Here is a 17,847-nt window from a genome sequence, read left to right as displayed (position 1 = left end):
CGATCGCGCTTGAGCCAGTCGTCGAGTACATCAAAGATGCCTCTTTCGGTCTGGGCGCGTCCGACTGCGATTGTCATTTACGCAAATCTCCAAATAGATATAATTACAACGGATTTTTCTCTAATCATCAGTCTGCTACCGTTGCCTCTGCTTAGCAGAAAACTAGTAGGATTATGAACAGAGTTTACTTTTCTTTACCGTATTCAAAATTATAAAGGTAATTCTTTACAAAAGCAAGTCTTTCTTAAATAACTTCCTGATTTCGACTTGTCCTCGGAAGTTCTCGAAGTTCTCGAATCAACCGGGAATGCCAGCATCTGGGGCTTAGCAAAAAGCATTTTTTTATTTTACTGCTGTCCTCCTACAGCGCTGGTTATAGGAGCTCGAAGAGTTCGTGAGGACACGCAAAATGCTGGCGCGCAAATGCTCCCGCGCCCTGCTGGGCGCGCACTCACGATCATTGGGCTACAGAAACTGGGTTTTTTCTACACAATACTTCGTTACATCTATATATACTGAGGAGAGAGTTCCAAACTTAGGTTTTTAAGACTATATGTTCAGCATTGACATGATTGTGAAGAACACGCCCGTCTCGCTGTCGGTGCAGCGGAAGCTAGCCGAGGACGCTGAGGCTGTTTACCAGCAGGTTGTAGAAGCGATTCGCAACTCGCAACCGCAAATTTTGGAACTCACTTGCGAGAAAAATCCTGAGAAAAAGGTAGCTGTGCTCAGCAGCGAGATTTCTGGGGTGGTGATTTCTCAGAAATCGGGGGCGGCTTCTTCAGGTAGGGCTCCCGGTTTTGTCTCGATGACATTAGGAGAATGAGGGCTGGGGGTGTTGGTGCCGGTATGGGCCAGTCAGCGGTTGCTGTGCGGGATTTGGGTTTTTGCTGGCCGTCGGGCGATCGAGTTTTGCAAGGTTGCTCTCTGGATGTACCAAAGGGAGAGTTTTGGATGCTTTTGGGTACTAACGGTAGCGGCAAATCTACACTGCTGAGGCTGATGGCTGGGCTGCTGCACCCCCAGTCGGGCGAAATTGATCTGGGCGGGCGTGTGGGTTTTGTGTTCCAAAACCCGGATCACCAGTTGGTGATGCCGACGGTGGGTGCGGATGTGGCTTTTGGTTTGGTGGAGGAAAAGCTTTCTAATCTTCAGGTGCGCGAGAGGGTGGCTGAGGCTTTGGAGGCTGTGAATTTGCTGGATTTGCAACGGCGGCCGATTTATGCTTTGAGTGGGGGACAGAAGCAGCGGATTGCTTTGGCTGGGGCGATCGCCCGTCACTGCGAAATTCTGCTGTTGGATGAACCGACGGCTTTGTTAGATCCTGATTCTCAGTTGGATTTGGTGGCGGCGGTGCAGCGGTTGGTGAAAAATCGCGGGATTACTGCTTTGTGGGTGACTCATCGTTTGGATGAGTTAAATTATTGTGATGGGGCTTTTTTGTTGGAAAAGGGCCAAGTTGTCGATCGGGGAGATCCGGCGCGTTTGAAGCAGCGGTTGATGCAAAGTCAGGATGTTTAACTATTTGATGAGGTTTGTCGTAAGGACTTTAGTCATATCTTATAAAAAGAGGACTGAAGTCCGAACGATCGAACAGGTGTTCATCGCAATTGGCGATCGCGCAACAAAGCATCTGCCCAAATTGTATCGGCTTCGGACAGCGCTGGTATGACTTGCCAGTTGCGATAATCTATCTTGAGGTCGTAACTTGCGATGTCGTAAATTTGAGTGAATAATTCCTGCAAGTTGATTACAGGTTCAGTGTCGCCCGATCGCAGTGGCAGAGGAAAAGCAGGCATCGGGTTTTGCAAGTTAAAAGCGTACAAATCGGCTTTGGGACGGCGATTTCCCCGACACACCAAAACACTATAGTCGCTTTCAATGTTATTGCCAATAACTGGCATTTTTTGACCGCGCCGCAATAAATCTATTTCTATTAAATGAGTGCGACTGGATAAGATTTCTTCTCGCTTTTCTTCGTACATTTGTCGCCCTTTACCTGTTCGCTTATTAGTAGGCGAGAGAATTTCAATAAGAGTGATTAATTCTTGGCTTCCCCTTTCTCTAATCTCTAAATAGCCTTCCCGAACCTGGTAGGGCATGGGAAGAGTTACGGTTATTGCTTGTGTCGGTGGCGCTGCAACGGCTATGTTTGATGTTATTAATTCGGTTTTGGTTTTTGGCTGAATTACGTTTACATCAGGAATGCCAATTGATAAATTGTCGTCAGCCGTTTCATACATTCTCACTTCTACAGACACTAAATACTTAGGACGCAGTTGTGGAGATAACAATCTGGCAATTTCAATAATTAGCCAGTGGTGTAGGGCAGGCCAGAGTTCTGGATGCTCTAAATACGGGTCCATACCGGGAAATGGAGATGGCATTGATTTGACTCCTGGACTCAAGTATATTTACAGTTTAGCAAGATTTTTTGGGGGAATTAGGGCCGATCGCACTTCCTGTCAAATAGAGTAATTGCTATTTGTGGAAGGGCGATTCCCTACGGGATAGCTAGGTATGCGCGTACTTTTTAACGGTTAACGTTCGATCGACAATTGTGTCGGAATTGGAACGCTGTTTTCATCCAACACAGACACCGCATTCACGAAAACAATTGTATGCGGGACTGCGGGCATTAAGCGGCGCAGTGCATTTAGGTAAGATTCGGCATCGGGACGGCGGGCGAAACGGGCGACTGTTAACCGCTGACAGTTGGGGAGGTGGCGAATTAGATGCCAAGGTTGAAGTCGATCGCGATAAGTGACTTGTTTTGGTATCATAGGAAAATCCTTCCCACTTTTGTGGGTGGTGAATGAAAGGCGATCGCTCTGCGACCTCAGAAATCAAGGGCGATCGCTTGTTTATAGTTTATATTCAACACGAATACTCGAGTGTTGTCAAGAGGGAATGGGACGAATTAGGCTGCGAGTTCGAGAATTTGCTCAAGAGAAGGGTTGGAATCTGACAGAAGTCTCCAAAAGAACAGGTATTCCATATACCACGATTATTACCTATGCGAACTCTCAAGGTATGGCAACTGTTGACTACACAGCTTTGGACAAGATGGCCCGTGCGTTCGATATTGCGATCGAAGATTTAGTTGAGATTTTGGAACAATAAACTGATTTGTCAGCGGGAAGATGGGGCTAATACGGTTGCGAGTTCGAGAACTAGCTGAGGAAAAGGGTTGGACGCTGAAAGAAGTCTCTGACAGAACGGGAATTCCCTACAGCACGGTTAAAAAATACGCCCAAGCTCCCAAAATGGCAACGGTGGACTATACGGCTTTGCAGAAACTTGCTGCTGTTTTCGATTTGATGATTGAAGACTTGGTTGAGGTTTTGGAAAATTAGGGGAGAGGGCGATCGCACGGGTGGTCAGAAACCGGGTTTTTTCGAGAATACTTCGTTAGATCCCGCAGATTCAGAAAAAACCCGGTTTCTTGGCTCGAAGCGCGTAAGTCCTGACTGATTTGTCGCTCTTGGCAGTAAAAATACGGGTCTTGGAATTTTCCTACTGTAGACTAAAGTCAGGAGTTGTTTAGTCTGCCGGAGTTAGATAAATGCCGATCGATCGTCTGTCTGACATGGAAGAGAACTTGGAAGATCTGAAAGAGCAATGAGTGGGCAAGGTAAAGGCTCTAAATTTTGCACCACAAGAAGAAAAGATCCGAATTAAACAGCAAATCCGAGAGCTACGCAAGGAGATTCGGGAACAGGAAGAGGAGTATTGGCAGGTTTTCGCTCAGCAAACGAAAACGGTGGAAATTCCCGAACAGGAGGCTGAGATTATTGTTGCCGAGATTGTCGAAGAAGTTGGGCAAATTGAAGTGCAGCGACAGTATCCCGATGAGGTAATTCAGATTTTGCAGGAGATTCGGGACAAGCTAAACCAACCGGGACCGACAGCGGCCGCGAAACTCAAAGGCGTAATCTCCAGCTTTCCGCCGTTTGTAGGAATTTCCTACGAGGCTGAATTGGATACAGAGAATTTTTTACAGCAGCATTTCCCAACGTTTCGGAAATGGGCTAAGGTATTAGCAAAAAAGTCCTAGACCTGGAGGAAAAAACACCCAATCCAGGTTTCACAAGTTCTTACAAACTTTACGATATTCCCTCCGAACTCGGTTCCAAAAACTTTGTCGGGCGGGATGAAGAGATGCAGCAATTGCACGGATTGTTGCAGGATGGGAGCCGCGTTGCGATCGCCGCTGCGTCGGGAATGGGCGGCATCGGCAAGACAGAATTGGCATGGCAATATGCAAACTTTCACCGCGATTACAATACCTATTCAGCCGGGATTTGGTGGCTGTTTGTGCGGGAAATGGGTTTAGCGCCGCAGGTGTTGCAGAAATCGCTGCGAATGGGAATTCAGCCGCCGGATACTCTGGAAAATCTGGAGGAACGGTTGCAGTTTTGCTACGAAGAGTGGGCAAAACAAACCTCTGGGAATGCTCTGCTGGTATTGGATGATGTCAGTGATTACCGGGCGGTGCAGTCGTTTTTGCCTAGAAATCCCCGGTTTAAGGTGTTGCTGACAGCGCGACAAATTGTGCCGCCGCCTGTGGGGTGTTTGCCGTTAAAAGTGTTGAAACCGGAGGCAGCGCTAAACTTGCTGCGACTGACGGCTGGGGATTTGCCGGGAAACAAACTCAGACGGATTGATGCCCAGCTTGAAGATGCTCAAGCGCTTTGTCAGTGGTTGGATTATTTGCCTTTGGGCATTGAACTGGTGGGGCGCTATCTGTGGCGCAAGCGGGCGCTGTCCTTGGCAGAAATGCTGCAACGGTTGCAGAGTCAGCGATTGGAGGCGCGGGCATTGCAGGAGGCGGAAGCTGGGATGACGGCTAGGCGAGGAGTGGCAGCAGCCTTTGAGTTGAGTTGGGAGGAGTTGAAACCTCCCGCGCGGACGCTGGGGTGTCTGCTGAGCGTGTTTGCTCTGGCTCCGATTCCTTGGGAGTTGGTAGCCGACTGTTTTCCAGATTGGGATGAGGAGGATTTGGAGGATTGTCGGGATTACGAACTGCTGGAACAGAGTTTGCTGTCGCTGGTGGAGGATGAAACCTCCGCTCCGGCTCAATCTGGGCTGGTGCAGCCTCGCTATCAACTTCATGCTTTGATTCGGGAGTTTTTTGCGGCCAAATTGCAGGGACACGCCGATGCTGAGATTTTGCGGAGCAACTTTGCAGTGGTGCTGACAGCGGTGGCGAAGACGATTTCGCAGACTGTGACGCTGGAGGTGCAGGAACGGGTGAAGGAGGCGCTGCCCCATTTGGAGGTGGTGGCGGAGCAATGGTCACATCTGCTGGAAGATAGTGATGCTAGGCTGTCTTTCACGGTTTTGGGGCGGGTTGCTCAGGGACAGAGTTTGTGGGCAGAAGCGGAGAAATGGTTGAAAGCTTGCCTCCAGATGACAGAGAAACGCTGGGGAGCCGACCATCCCGATACCGCTGGGAGTTTGAACAATCTGGCAGCCCTGTACCATGCAATGGGACGCTACCCAGAGGCGGAACCTTTGTATGTGCGATCGCTCTCGATCTCGATCCGCGAGCAACAGCTCGGAGCCGACCATCCCGATATAGCTCTGAGTTTGAACAATCTGGCAGCGCTGTACCATGCAATGGGTCGCTACGCGGAAGCGGAACCTTTGTATGTGCGATCGCTCTCGATTTACCAGCAGCAGCTAGGAGCCGGCCATCCCAATACGGCTGCGACTTTGAGCAATCAGGCAGAGCTATACCGTGCGATGGGACGCTACCCAGAAGCGGAACCCTTGTATGTGCGATCACTCTCTATCCGTGAGCAACAGCTCGGAGCCGACCATCCCGCTACAGCTCAGAGTTTGAACAATCTGGCATTGCTGTACGATGCAATGGGTCGCTACGTGGAGGCGGAACCCTTGTATCTGCGAGCACTCGCGCTCAGAGAGCAGAAGCTCGGAGCAGAACATCCCTATACGGCAACGAGTTTGAACAATCTGGCAGCGCTGTACGAGGCAATGAGACGCTACCCGGAGGCGGAACCTTTGTATGTGCGAGCGCTCGCCATCATGGAGCAGCAGCTCGGAGCCAACCATCCCAATACGGCAAATAGTTTGAACAATCTGGCAGCGCTGTACGAGGCAATGGGACGCTACCCGGAGGCGAAACCCTTGTATGTGCGATCGCTCGCCATCATGGAGCAGCAGCTCGGAGCCGACCATTCCCATACGGCAACGAGTTTGAACAATCTGGCAGCGCTATACCGTGCAACAGGATGCTACGCGGAGGCGGAACCGCTTTACCTGAGAGCATTAGAAATCTTGTTTAACCGATTGGGAGAGAATCATCCTAACACCCAAACCGTTAGGAGAAATTTCATTGATTGTCTCCGGGAGGCGATGTCAGCGGGTCAAGACTCGCAACTTTCCCAGCATCCAGCAAGGCAAGCAATGCTTAAGCGAGTTCGGGAGACGGAGTAGCTGTTGCTGCTAGAACGATTGTTGCCAATTTCCTACAGGACTTACGCATGGGGCCCAGAAACCGGGTTTTTTCCAGAATACTTCGTTACAGCGCGAAGACTCGGTAAAAAACCTGGTTTCTTTGTCGGAGTGCATAAGTCTCGATCGCACTTAATTCGATCGCCACTTCTAAAAATCGCAAAAATCTTCAATCCCTTGCTCGATTAGTAACCCGCAATGTGAAATAGTGGGTTACGCAACCTCTTCTAACTCAGGAATATGTTCAGCTTCATAGTTTTCGATTAAAACACCAATAACATCCATCATCGAAGCAAGGGGATGGCTTTTGTTCTCGCCCACTCGATCTATTAGGCTATCTAGTAGTTCGACTAAACGCTTATATTCCTGTTCCGTGTGAGGAACAAAAACCGTTTTAGTAAGAGATGACCAAGCCGCAATTGTTCGATCGATATCAAGATTTTGCATTATTCTTTCCACCTCTCTTCTTCTTTGGTATTGACAACAAGGCAATGCCCATTGGTATCAACTTAAGGTAAAACTCATAGTCCGGCAAGGGTTGAAACCCCTGCCTCAAAGCGAAAGTCCTCTCAAAGAGGACTAATGAGTTCTTCAGTCCTCTTCAGAGGACTTTAGCTATTAGACAGGGAATTCATTCCCTGGCGGACTCGCGGGATGACTAACGGACTTGGTGGGCTGATAGCTTAAATTGACACTAATGGGCATTACCTAACTCCCCTACCTCATCTCATAACCAAACAAATTTGGATCGACCTCACCCAAATTCAAATCTGCCAAACCATACTCCGCCCAACGCCGCTCGACCATCGCCGCCACATCAGGATCGGACTCCAAAACTTCCCCCCATTCGTGATCCGTTTCCGGCGGCATCTTCGTAGTAGCATCAATCCCCATTCTGCCTCCCAAACCAATTTTTTCACTGGCAAAATCTAACGTATCAAAGGGCGTATTCGGCAGAATAAATACATCCCGAACTGGATCGACTTTAGAACTAATTGCCCAAACTACTTGACGCGGGTCGCGAATGTTGATACTTTTATCGACAACAATCACAAACTTAGTGTAAGTAAACTGCGGTAATGCACTCCAAAATGCTAAAGCAGCCCTGCGCGCTTGACCGGGATATGCTTTATCAATCGAGATAATTGCGGCTTTATAACTAAGCGCTTCCATCGGTAAGAAGAAATCGACAATTTCCGATACTTGCTGCCGCAAAATAGGGGTATAAATACGGTTAAGCGCGATCGCCATCATAGCTTCTTCCTTCGGCGGCCGCCCGCTAAATGTGGTTAGATAAATCGGGTCTTTGCGGTGCGTCATGCAGTTGAATCGAACCAGCGGCGAATCCTCCACGCCGCCGTAATAACCCATGTGATCCCCAAAGGGCCCGTCGGGCAGAACTTCCCCCGGCGTAATCGTTCCTTCTAACACAATTTCCGAGTCCGCCGGTACTTCCAAATCTACGGTTTTGCACTTCGCCAATTGCACGCCGGAACCGCCGTAAAGTCCGGCAAATAACCATTCCGATAAATCTACAGGAATTGGCGTTGCTGCGGCGAGAATAATCAGCGGGTCAACTCCAAGGGCGATCGCAACTTCCAATTTTTTACCAGCCTGCGCCGCTTTCCGCAAGTGTCGCGCGCCACCACGGACAGATAACCAGTGGACAGTCATCGTGTTTTTTGACTGCAATTGCAAGCGATAAACGCCCACATTCGGCGTGCCGGTTTCGCAATCTTTGGTAATTACTAAACCGAGGGTGATAATTTTGCCCGCATCTCCCGGATAGGGGCGAATCATCGGGATTTTGTTCAAATCCACGCCTTCCCCTTCAAACACCACTTGCTGACAAGCTGGGAAGAAATCACGGCCTGGTTTGGCTTTCACTACGTCGAACAAGACTTTGCCGAATTCTATGGCTTGGGATATCTTTTTCGGCGGTTTTGGCTGTTGTAGCATTCCCAATTTTTTGCCGAGCTCTTCTAGTTCGATCGGCTTTTCCATGTTCATCGCCCAGCAAACGCGCTCTTCCGTACCCAACAGGTTGATGGCGACGGGAAATTCGGCCCCTTTGACGTTTTCAAACAAAAGTCCAGGCCCGCCCTTGATTAGCATTTGGTTGGAAATTTCGGCAATTTCGAGGTCGGAATCGACTAAAGCGCTAATTCGGCGCAGTTGTCCCCGTTCTTCTAGGAGTTTCAGGAATCCTCGCAAGTCTCTAGCCATTTTCTTTAAGAATTGTTAAGTGTAGTTATTTTATTATTAGCCCATCGGCCACCATAAAGTTAAGCTACCCTTGTCAGTTAATGAAAAATCCCCGACGTTCGCCCGATCGATTTCGCCACAGCCCTCGTTCCCGCGGCCAGCAGTTTTATCAGTCCCAAGCTGTTAGCCAACATGGTTTTCAGCCTCAATCTCCGTTGAGTTGCGAAGGCGCGGACAGTACGAGTTCCCCAGAAACAGCCGTAAAGTGCGATCGGGAAATTGCGATTTTGCTGCTAGATGCAGAAAACATGAAACTCGACATTAATGCGGAAAAGTTTTTAGCCAGTTTGTGCAGCTATCCCCTGCAAGTTAAGATTGCTTTTGCTAACTGGAAAAACCCCAGTATCGGTAAGCTGGATACTGAATTGTACGATCGCGGTTACGAACTAATTCACGCTCCGGGCGGCGCTAACACCGCTGACGGTAAAATGATTGCCTTTGGTGCTGCTATTTTATACCGCTATCGGGATGTCCGAGAAGTTTTTGTTTGTTCCTCCGACGGTTTGTTAAATCACCTCTGCAATCAATTACAAAATCAGGGATTGACTGTGTTTCGGGTACGCCGTCAAAATGCTATCTTGTCCGTAGAAAATCATCTAACCGGGGAGAGCAATCACTATTCTTGCGAACGTAAAATAGAAATCCCTACATTTCCAGAACTGGCAAATCAAATTTCTGAATTATTGAAAACTGAACACCAATTAATCGACGATCGGATAGCTAGGCTTTCTAGTGTTGTTGAGCTTTTTCAAGAGCGTCGCGCTCTCGAATTCACTTCTATAAATTCCACCCATATAGAAGCATTCGCATCAGCCCAAAAAGATATGATCTGCGAACCAAAAGAACCGGCAATTTCCGACGTTGTTGGTGCAAATATTGAACAGGAAAAATTGCTAGAAACTGTCCCGGCTAATCCCGTGACGATCGATTCACTGGAAGTCTTAGAAAAGGTACTTATAAAAATTATTGAATTAGAGATAAATAATTCCCCAAATAATGCTATTAATATAGCTGAACTTAAAAAAATATTTTTCAACCGATGTCAAGTTCAGGCCGATCATATAGTGAAAACTTTCTTGGTTAATTCCAGTTTAGTTAAATTTTTGAAATCGCGTTCTTCGGTATTTCAATTGACAGCGATCGGGAGCGAGCATCACGTGAAAATAGTCCGAAAATCTTCGGATTCAAACACTTCTCCATCTGCCACACTGGAATCATCTTTAGCAAAAATTTTGATAGCTTTAACCGCTCAATCTCCAGGCGCTTACATTTCGACTATCCTAGTAGCAGGTGAATTTAACAAGCAATACGGTCAACCAATTACTAAAAAGCTGAAATCGCTGGATTTGGGCGAGAAATTTATAGATTTTTTGCAGTCTTGTCAAACATTTAAAGTCAAGAAAGAGGGTAATGATTATCAAGTGGCGATCGCCCCTGGCTCATCTTTTTAATCTAATTAAGACTTAGGCACGGGGATCGGAAACCGGGTTTGTGTATGAAAAAACTTGATTGTGACCCGCAGATTTAATAAAAAACCCGGTTTCTTTGGTCAGGAGTGCGTAAGGGGAGCATCTCCTGCATCGCAAAAAGGATTGTTTTTTTTTACAGTGCGAGCGTCCCCGCTCCCACTACAAATGTAAAACTGAAATGTACCCTGCGTAAGTCATGCTAATGTTAACCATAGATTAAAGAAAGGTTATCATTTTTACCACCATTTCTTAATTATTAAAAACTTAATCTAATGTTAACTATAATTTAAAACAAGCTTATTATTTTCGCTGTTTTTAGTTGGGGATTTCAGTCTATCCTATGGAAGAGATTTGCAAAGCCTGCTATTAATACTAAGGACATGGAGTTATGGTTTTCTTCACTAAAAGCTGGCGACGCGGCTTTATAGTTACGCTAGCGGTAGCAGCATTTTCGCTCTCGTTGATTACTTCCGCTGTAGCTGCGGTAACACTAAACGGTTCGGGAGCCACTTTCCCCAAACCTCTTTACGATCGATATTTCTCCCAAATGAGAAGTGCAACGGGGATTACTGTAAACTACGAAGGAACAGGCTCCGGTGCCGGTATCCGAGCATTAATTGCAGGCACGGTTGACTTCGCAGGCAGCGACGCGCTGATGAGTTCCGAGCAGATATCTCAGGTAAAGCGCGGTGTAATGGCAGTTCCGACAGCAGGCGGTGCGGTTGCAGTTGTCTACAACTTGCCCGGAGTCAACAATGTCAGGCTGAGTGCCGATGCCATGAAGGGCATTTTTGAAGGCAAAATTACCCGCTGGAATGACCCTAAAATAGCAGGAATTTCCGGACAAGCTAAAAATTTGCCAAATACTGCGATTCGAGTAGTTGTGCGGGCAGACAGCAGCGGTACAAGCTTTATTTTTAGCAATCACTTGCAGGCAATTGGCAGCAGCATCAAGGGTGCCGCTCAACCGAGTTGGCCCGGTGGCCCTCTCAGCGGTCAAGGAAACCCCGGCGTAGCAGGTTTGGTGAAACAAACAGCGGGTGCAGTTGGCTACGTTCAAGATACTTTTGCTCGGCAAAACAAGCTCCAAACAGCATTTATTCAAAATAGAGCTGGTCGGTTTGTAGATCCTAGTTTGGCAGAAGCTGAAAAAGCTTTCGCAGGGGAAGCCTTCCCGGCAGACTTCCGCTTAGTAGAAGGAAATCCCAATGATGGATATCCGATTGTGGGCTTGACTTGGCTGTTAATCTACAAACAGTATCCTGCGGCGAAAGCAGATGCTATTAAAAAGATGGTTAATTGGGCGATGACTACAGGTCAAGGTATCAACAAACAGCTAGAGTATACCTCGATTCCGCAAGGGACAGCTCAAAAAGTAATTCAAACAGTGAATCAGAGCGTGGTTGCTAGAGGTTAATTCAAATTTTTTCAAATAGTTATGAGTTTTGAGTTTAATGTATGACTCAAAACTCATAACTTTCACAGGCTTTGGTGTGCAGTGCACACCTTATTCATGAAACTTACGCACGGGGGGTCAGAAACCGGGTTTTTTTAGGAAAAGACGCGCTGTAGTCCGCAGATTACGTAAAAAACCCGGTTTCTTTGTCGGAGTGCGTAAATCCTGAGTTTCTCTATTCAAGATTTCGCTGTTTACGCCATAACTCGGTATGACCAATTCTTCAAAGAAACCGAAAAAATTGACTCGGAAGCCGGCAGCAATCAACACCCACGTAGACTTGACTGATACGAATGGTGAAGGTTTGTGGCTGGAGTCGGGATTTACTGTATTTGTATGGGCTTTTGCTATAGCGACGGCGGGCATCCTGTTCTGGATGAGTGGAATAATTTTTAAGGATGCTTGGCCTGCTATTAGCAAGTTTGGACTGGAGTTTTTGTGGAATCCCAAATGGGATATCGGCGAGTTGCAGTTTGGGGCTTTGCCGTTTATTTACGGTACGGTGGTTAGTTCTGCGATCGCCATTATCATCGCAATTCCTTTAGGACTTTCTGTAGCTATCGTTACTAGCGAGAACTTTTTGCCAATTTGGGTGCGATCGCCCTTGGGATTCATGGTTGAATTAATCTCAGCCATTCCCAGCGTCATCTTTGGACTTTGGGGAATTTTTGTTTTAATTCCCTTTCTGCTGCCTTTACAGCAGTCCCTGTTCAACAATTTCAGTTGGTTTCCCCTCTTCAGCAGCGAACCTTTTGGACCGGGAATGCTGCCCGCTGGAATACTTTTATCGATTATGATTCTGCCCACAGTAGCCGCCATCAGCCGCGATGTTTTGCTATCAGTTCCAGTAGATTTGCGAAGTGCTTCCATGTCCCTCGGTGCCACCCGCTGGGAAACCATATTTAACCTGTTATTGCCAGCAGCAAGTTCGGGAATTATCGGAGCGACTATCTTAGCATTGGGACGCGCTTTGGGCGAAACAATGGCTGTGACAATGGTAATTGGCAACTCAATTCAAATCAACAAATCTATCTTAGCTCCCGGCTACTCAATTCCCGCCGTTCTGGCAAGTCAATTTCGAGAAGCTCAAGAAGAACTGCACATCGGCGCTTTAATGTATTTAGCCCTAATTTTATTTGTCATCACCCTCTCGGTGAACGCAATTGCAGTATTGCTGGTTCAGCTAATCGGTGTTAAGGGAGCTAAGAATTAAAGATGACTCAAGCACAAAAATCAAACAGTATTCTGGATGCAGAAATCTACAGCCCCCTGTCGCTGAGCCGAAATTTGTTCAGCCGGGGAATGACAGTTATCGCCTTCGCTCTTACAGCTCTAGCCCTGCTGCCTTTGTTCGCTATTTTGTACAAAATTTTAGGGGAAGGACTGACACATTTGAGCTGGGAAGTGCTAGTATCTCTCCCCGCACCCGTGGGAGTTGAAGACCAGCCCAACGGCTTTGCAAATGCGATTCTCGGCACAGTTTTAATGGTAGGAATTGCGACATTAATTAGCGTGCCTATCGGGGTGATGACGGGAATATTTATGTCAGAGTTTGGTAGAGAAAATAAAGCAATTGCCAATACAATCCGCTTTATTACCGTTATTCTCAGCAGCGTTCCCTCAATAGTTGTCGGCGTGTTTGCTTACGCTTTAATTGTCATTACAACTAAAGCATTCTCAGGATTAGCCGGCGGTGTCGCCCTCGGCATCATCATGCTTCCAGTTGTCGCATTAACAACAGAACAAGCTTTAAAATTAGTGCCTGCCTCTTACCGCCTCGCTTCTGCTGGCTTGGGAGGCGGACGCTTTCAAACTATTTTTCGGATTATTATTCCCTCAGCACTTCCGACTATTACCACAGGCATTTTACTCGCAGCTTCCCGTGCCGCCGGCGAAACAGCACCCCTAATTGTAACTGCCTTGTCGAGCCAATTTTGGCCCCCTTTAGTTGAGAAATTGGGCGAAATAGTTCAGTCTCCCGTCGGTGCAGAAACCATCTCAAAAATCCAAGAAATTCCCGAGACACTGCTGACTCCAACTCCTTCTATGTCAGTCTTAATATACAGTTACGCCAGCTCTCCTTACAAGGAGCAGAACGAATTGGCCTGGACTGCTGCTTCTGTTCTTTTAGGAATGGTTTTGGTTACTAGCTTAGCCTCCCGCGCCGTCACTCGAAAACGCTTGCAAGATAGGTAAATTGCGTAGGAAGGAAGAAGGAAGAAGGAAGAAGGAAGAAAACAACTATCTGTGTATTTGTGACTTGGGAAATCAGTGCATAGCTATCAAGACGAACTAAATCAGACCATCGAGTAAATTTCTGCATCTAAAAATCTCCCACCACCACTAAAAAAACTGCAAATAATGAAACCGAAAAGCAACTTAAAAGCTGAAAAAAATAGCGACAAATTTCTTGAAGATGCGACTCCTGAAATCGACCCCAATGCCATGCCAGCCTTGCGGGTTCAGGACTTGAGTTTTTACTACGGAACTCACAAAGTGCTCGAAAATTTGTCGATGAATATTCCTCACCCGCAAGTAACGGCAATTATCGGCCCTTCTGGTTGTGGCAAATCAACGTTTCTTAAAGCTCTCAACCGCATTGGCGAATTGGAAGGAAAAGTTCAAATAAAAGGCAGGGTGGAGTTTTTTGGACAGGATATTTACAGTCCTAAAGTCAATATTAATAGTTTGCGCCGCCAAATGGGGATGGTGTTTCAAAGACCGAATCCTTTTCCGCTGAGCATTTACGATAATATTGCTTACGGAGTCCGCATTTTTGGTCGCAAAAGCAAAGCAGAGTTAGACGAAATTGTGGAGTTTTCCCTAAAAAGTGCGGCGCTTTGGGATGAGGTGAAAGACAATTTGAAGAAGTCGGCGCAGGGGATTTCTGGCGGACAGCAGCAGCGCCTTTGTATTGCTCGCGCTTTGGCGGTGAAGCCAAAAATTCTGCTGATGGATGAGCCTTGTTCTGCTCTCGATCCGATTTCTACTATGAAGATTGAGGAGTTGTTTCAGACTCTGCGGCAGCAGTTAACTGTGGTGATTGTAACGCACAATATGCAGCAGGCTGCTCGGGTTTCTGATTATACGGCTTTCTTTAATACTGATGAAAGTCGCATCGGCCACATGGTGGAATTTGGGCCGACAAGTCGGATTTTTACTTCTGCAAGCCATGCGAGTACGAGGGATTATATTCAAGGTCGTTTCGGTTAATACTGACATCTTGAACCTCTTTCAGAACAGGCTGTCCGGCCTGTTCCACAACAGACAAATATTTTTGTGTAGCTGGCATTTTGCCTGCTATAGTTATGTCTTCAGAACAGGCTGTCCGGCCTGTTCCACAACAGACAAATATTTTTGTGTAGCAGCAGGCATCTTACCTGCCATAGTTATGTCTCCCCCACTTTTAAAGCGAGAATTGGGTGTTTTTGGCGCAACTCTCATGGGCCTGGGCTCGATTGTTGGTACGGGAGTATTTGTGAGTATCGGAATTGCGGCGGAAATTGCCGGGCCGGGAGTGATTTTGGCTGTGGGTATCGCTGCTTTGGTTGCTGTTTGCAATGGCTTTAACAGCGCTCAATTGGCGGCGAGTCACCCTGTTAGCGGCGGTACTTATGAATACGGTTACAAATATCTCAATCCTGGGCTGGGTTTTACAGCCGGCTGGATGTTTTTGTTAGCTAAAACTGCTTCGGCTGCTACTGCTGCTTTGGGTTTTGCGGGGTATTTTTTAAATGCAGTTGGTGTTGCCGATCGCACTTACCTGATCCTAACAGCTTTAGTCGCCCTCGCCGCCCTAACTTTAATTGTCTTGACGGGAATCAGGCGATCGAATATTGCCAATACTGTCACAGTCTCAGTTACACTCTTATCTCTGGCTGTCTTTATCGCTGCAGGTTTGCCAGAAATCAGATGGGAAATAGCCACTGTACAAAATGATAGTTCGATCGGCTCCATCCTCCACGCCACCGCCCTAATGTTTGTCGCCTACACCGGTTACGGCCGCATCGCCACAATGAGCGAGGAAGTGCGGGAACCGAGTAAAACCATTCCCAAAGCCATAATTTTTACTTTGGTGCTGACAATGCTGCTTTACCTGGCGGTAGCAATAGTCTTTGTTGGCGCGGGGGGAGCTGATAAATTGTCCCTGCAAACAGGCGGCACGGCTGCACCTTTGGAAGTCCTCGCCCGCAGTTTCCCCACTCCGGGAGTTTCGCAACTGTTAGCCGTCGGCGCAATTACCGCTATGTTGGGAGTCTTGCTGAACTTAATTTTAGGGCTGTCGCGCGTCTGGCTGGCGATGGGGCGGCGGCTGGATGTGCCCAGAGTCTTGGCGCGGCTGAATCCCTCGGGCACAACGCCCTATGTGGCTGTGGTATTTGTCGAAATTACGATCGCACTTTTAATTTTAGTCGGCGAGGTCAAAACCACTTGGTCTTTCAGTGCCTTTAGCGTTTTGATCTACTACGCTATCACCAACCTCGCAGCGCTGCAACTTTCCCCCGCCCAAAGGCTTTACCCGCAGTGGCTGGCTTGGGTTGGATTGGCTGCGTGTCTGTTTCTGGCTTTCTGGGTGGAGAGGGAAATTTGGCTGACTGGATTGGCGTTAATTGCAGCAGGTTGGGTTTTGCGGGCGATCGTCCGGCAGCCGACAAGAAACTAACATTATGATAGATTGAGACACCATCCCGCATTGTAGAGGGCCATGCCCGATCGAACTTCCTTCCTAGCCACTCAAGAATCAGTCGCATTCAGCGCCATCAGTCGCTATATCGCTCAAACACTAATTGCCATTCAGGAACAACATCCCGAATGGATAGCTGAAAAATACAGGAAAACCCCCTGGGCCAAACCTGATTTTCAGTCAGTTTTGATTGAAAAATTGACCAAAAGTTTCCAAGTAGCCAGCGATACCAAATCCTTGCTGCAGACTGCCAAAAAATATCTCCAAATTCTGCTGATTCCAGAATTCATTAATTCATCTCAATTCAGCAAAATATTTGCCCAAATTCAGCAGCTAGCCACAGCCCCATCACAAAACTCACTTTCCCCAAAACCTCCAACTCCCACCGCAAACCAAACACATTCGCTTCCTGTCGGCATAGCCATCTTGCTGCTAGATGTCGAAAACTTGCAACTCACCATCGAAACCGAAAAATTCCTAGAAGGAATTTGCCACTATCCCATCCAAATCAAAGTAGCCTTTGCCAACTGGCGCAGCATGGGCAAAAAAGATGCCGAATTTCACCAGCGCGGCTATCAACTGATTCACGTCCCCCCCGGCAAAGACAGCGCCGACTTAAAAATGGCAACAGTAGGCGCATCAATTTTCGTACATTATCCCACAGCAAAAGAGATTTTTGTCTGTTCGTCCGATCGCGCCCTCACCCACCTCAGCAATACACTACAAGCCCACGGATTAACCGTATTTCAAGTCCGCAAGCAAATAGATCAAATCATAGTTTTAAACAGTAAAACCGGACAAGTGGAAACCCATTCCCTCGTGACTTTACCCGAAATAACACCCGTAGAACAATTAGTTATTCAGCTAAAAGAATTAATCAAAAAAGAGCAAAAACTCACCTCAACCCAGTGGATTAAAATTTCCAGAATTTCAGCTTTATTTACAGAAAATTACGGTTTAGTCCTAAGTCAAATAGTTTCCCAGCATCTCCTAGGAACTAAAACCAGAGATATATTTCTCAAATATCCCACCGATTTTGTTCTTCACAAACCCTCAGAAAAATCTCAAACTTATGTCACTCTCTTTGAAGTTAAATCGCCCCCCCCACCGCCCATACTTAACAAAGAAAATGTGAATCACACCCAAGCAGCACCGACCAGCTTAACCAATATTAATTCTCTCGAAGACTTGGAAAAAGCTATAGTCAAAATAGTTGGCGACTTAACCGACAACTCTCCTCAAAATTCTGTATTTCTCTCCAATGTAGGCAGCGAATTTCACAGACAATACGGCAAACAAATTACCCAAACAATTAAAGAGTTTAATTTCGGCAGAAAACTCCCTAACTTTTTGCAATCATGCACTTCTCTCAAGCTAAAAAAAAGCGAAAAAGGCTGGCAAGTTTCCCTAAATTAATTATTGGTTATTGGTTATTGGTTATTGGTTATTGGTTATTGGTTATTGGTTATTGGTTATTGGTTATTGGTTATTGG

Annotated in this window: 17 protein-coding genes; 13 read left to right on the top strand and 4 right to left on the bottom strand. The window is 47.0% G+C overall.

Going from position 1 to position 17,847, the window contains the following annotated elements:
* The first annotated feature begins 553 nt into the window (after window positions 1–553).
* Both QT998_RS26800 and QT998_RS26795 read left to right on the top strand, forming a co-directional pair.
* Window positions 554–826 carry a hypothetical protein gene (locus QT998_RS26800; protein ID WP_194012426.1) on the top strand — a complete coding sequence of 91 codons (273 nt, stop codon included), beginning with the start codon at window positions 554–556 and terminating at the stop codon, window positions 824–826.
* Window positions 823–1,521, top strand: a complete 699-nt coding sequence (locus tag QT998_RS26795) for an energy-coupling factor ABC transporter ATP-binding protein (protein ID WP_194012425.1) — start codon at window positions 823–825, stop codon at window positions 1,519–1,521. The genes QT998_RS26800 and QT998_RS26795 overlap by 4 nt, the downstream gene beginning before the upstream one ends.
* An 80-nt stretch (window positions 1,522–1,601) precedes the next feature.
* Here the strand turns inward: QT998_RS26795 and QT998_RS26790 are convergent, their stop codons facing one another.
* Both QT998_RS26790 and QT998_RS26785 read right to left on the bottom strand, forming a co-directional pair.
* Window positions 1,602–2,387 (bottom strand): DUF4058 family protein, encoded by a 786-nt coding sequence (locus tag QT998_RS26790; protein WP_333118826.1) that lies wholly within the window; start codon window positions 2,385–2,387, stop codon window positions 1,602–1,604.
* A 153-nt stretch (window positions 2,388–2,540) separates the two neighbouring features.
* A complete protein-coding gene (locus QT998_RS26785) occupies window positions 2,541–2,783 on the bottom strand; it encodes a hypothetical protein (RefSeq protein WP_333118828.1) in 243 nt (80 codons plus the stop codon).
* Window positions 2,784–2,910: 127 nt separating this feature from the next.
* Here QT998_RS26785 and QT998_RS26780 point away from each other — a divergent pair, with 127 nt between their 5' ends.
* From QT998_RS26780 to QT998_RS26765, 4 genes are all read left to right on the top strand, one after another.
* Complete coding sequence (locus QT998_RS26780) at window positions 2,911–3,123, top strand: helix-turn-helix domain-containing protein (protein WP_193974922.1); 213 nt, start codon at window positions 2,911–2,913, stop codon at window positions 3,121–3,123.
* Between the two features lie 20 nt (window positions 3,124–3,143).
* Window positions 3,144–3,356 (top strand): helix-turn-helix domain-containing protein, encoded by a 213-nt coding sequence (locus QT998_RS26775; protein WP_190739924.1) that lies wholly within the window; start codon window positions 3,144–3,146, stop codon window positions 3,354–3,356.
* A gap of 269 nt (window positions 3,357–3,625) precedes the next feature.
* The gene (locus QT998_RS26770; RefSeq protein ID WP_333118831.1) at window positions 3,626–4,057 is read left to right on the top strand and encodes a hypothetical protein; all 432 of its coding nucleotides are present in this window, start codon (window positions 3,626–3,628) and stop codon (window positions 4,055–4,057) included.
* A gap of 104 nt (window positions 4,058–4,161) precedes the next feature.
* On the top strand, window positions 4,162–6,462 hold the full coding sequence (locus QT998_RS26765; protein ID WP_333118833.1) for a tetratricopeptide repeat protein: 2,301 nt from the start codon (window positions 4,162–4,164) through the stop codon (window positions 6,460–6,462).
* A 231-nt stretch (window positions 6,463–6,693) separates the two neighbouring features.
* Here the strand turns inward: QT998_RS26765 and QT998_RS26760 are convergent, their stop codons facing one another.
* Both QT998_RS26760 and QT998_RS26755 read right to left on the bottom strand, forming a co-directional pair.
* Window positions 6,694–6,927: a hypothetical protein gene (locus QT998_RS26760; protein WP_333093478.1), complete on the bottom strand. Its 234-nt coding sequence runs from the start codon at window positions 6,925–6,927 to the stop codon at window positions 6,694–6,696.
* 270 nt (window positions 6,928–7,197) lie between these two features.
* Window positions 7,198–8,706, bottom strand: coding sequence for a UbiD family decarboxylase (locus QT998_RS26755; protein WP_194012422.1), 1,509 nt, complete (start codon window positions 8,704–8,706; stop codon window positions 7,198–7,200).
* 80 nt (window positions 8,707–8,786) lie between these two features.
* Here QT998_RS26755 and QT998_RS26750 point away from each other — a divergent pair, with 80 nt between their 5' ends.
* The 7 genes from QT998_RS26750 to QT998_RS26720 all read left to right on the top strand — a co-directional run bounded on the left by QT998_RS26750 (window position 8,787) and on the right by QT998_RS26720 (window position 17,770).
* On the top strand, window positions 8,787–10,196 hold the full coding sequence (locus tag QT998_RS26750) for an NYN domain-containing protein (protein ID WP_333118834.1): 1,410 nt from the start codon (window positions 8,787–8,789) through the stop codon (window positions 10,194–10,196).
* 406 nt (window positions 10,197–10,602) lie between these two features.
* On the top strand, window positions 10,603–11,631 hold the full coding sequence (gene pstS / locus QT998_RS26745) for a phosphate ABC transporter substrate-binding protein PstS (protein ID WP_333118837.1): 1,029 nt from the start codon (window positions 10,603–10,605) through the stop codon (window positions 11,629–11,631).
* A 250-nt stretch (window positions 11,632–11,881) separates the two neighbouring features.
* On the top strand, window positions 11,882–12,883 hold the full coding sequence (gene pstC / locus QT998_RS26740; protein ID WP_333118839.1) for a phosphate ABC transporter permease subunit PstC: 1,002 nt from the start codon (window positions 11,882–11,884) through the stop codon (window positions 12,881–12,883).
* A gap of 2 nt (window positions 12,884–12,885) precedes the next feature.
* A complete protein-coding gene (gene pstA / locus QT998_RS26735) occupies window positions 12,886–13,866 on the top strand; it encodes a phosphate ABC transporter permease PstA (protein WP_333093474.1) in 981 nt (326 codons plus the stop codon).
* A gap of 165 nt (window positions 13,867–14,031) precedes the next feature.
* A complete protein-coding gene (pstB, locus tag QT998_RS26730) occupies window positions 14,032–14,883 on the top strand; it encodes a phosphate ABC transporter ATP-binding protein PstB (protein ID WP_333093473.1) in 852 nt (283 codons plus the stop codon).
* A gap of 178 nt (window positions 14,884–15,061) precedes the next feature.
* Entirely contained in the window at window positions 15,062–16,333 is a 1,272-nt protein-coding gene (locus QT998_RS26725) for an APC family permease (RefSeq protein ID WP_333118841.1), read from the top strand.
* 42 nt (window positions 16,334–16,375) lie between these two features.
* Complete coding sequence (locus QT998_RS26720) at window positions 16,376–17,770, top strand: NYN domain-containing protein (protein ID WP_333118844.1); 1,395 nt, start codon at window positions 16,376–16,378, stop codon at window positions 17,768–17,770.
* The last annotated feature ends 77 nt before the right edge of the window (window positions 17,771–17,847 follow it).

The sequence above is a fragment of the Microcoleus sp. S1D4 genome (assembly GCF_036700765.1).
Classification (GTDB): domain Bacteria; phylum Cyanobacteriota; class Cyanobacteriia; order Cyanobacteriales; family Microcoleaceae; genus Microcoleus.
Note: the sequence above shows the minus strand (reverse complement) of the source record. Positions and strands in the feature narration are given on the sequence as shown.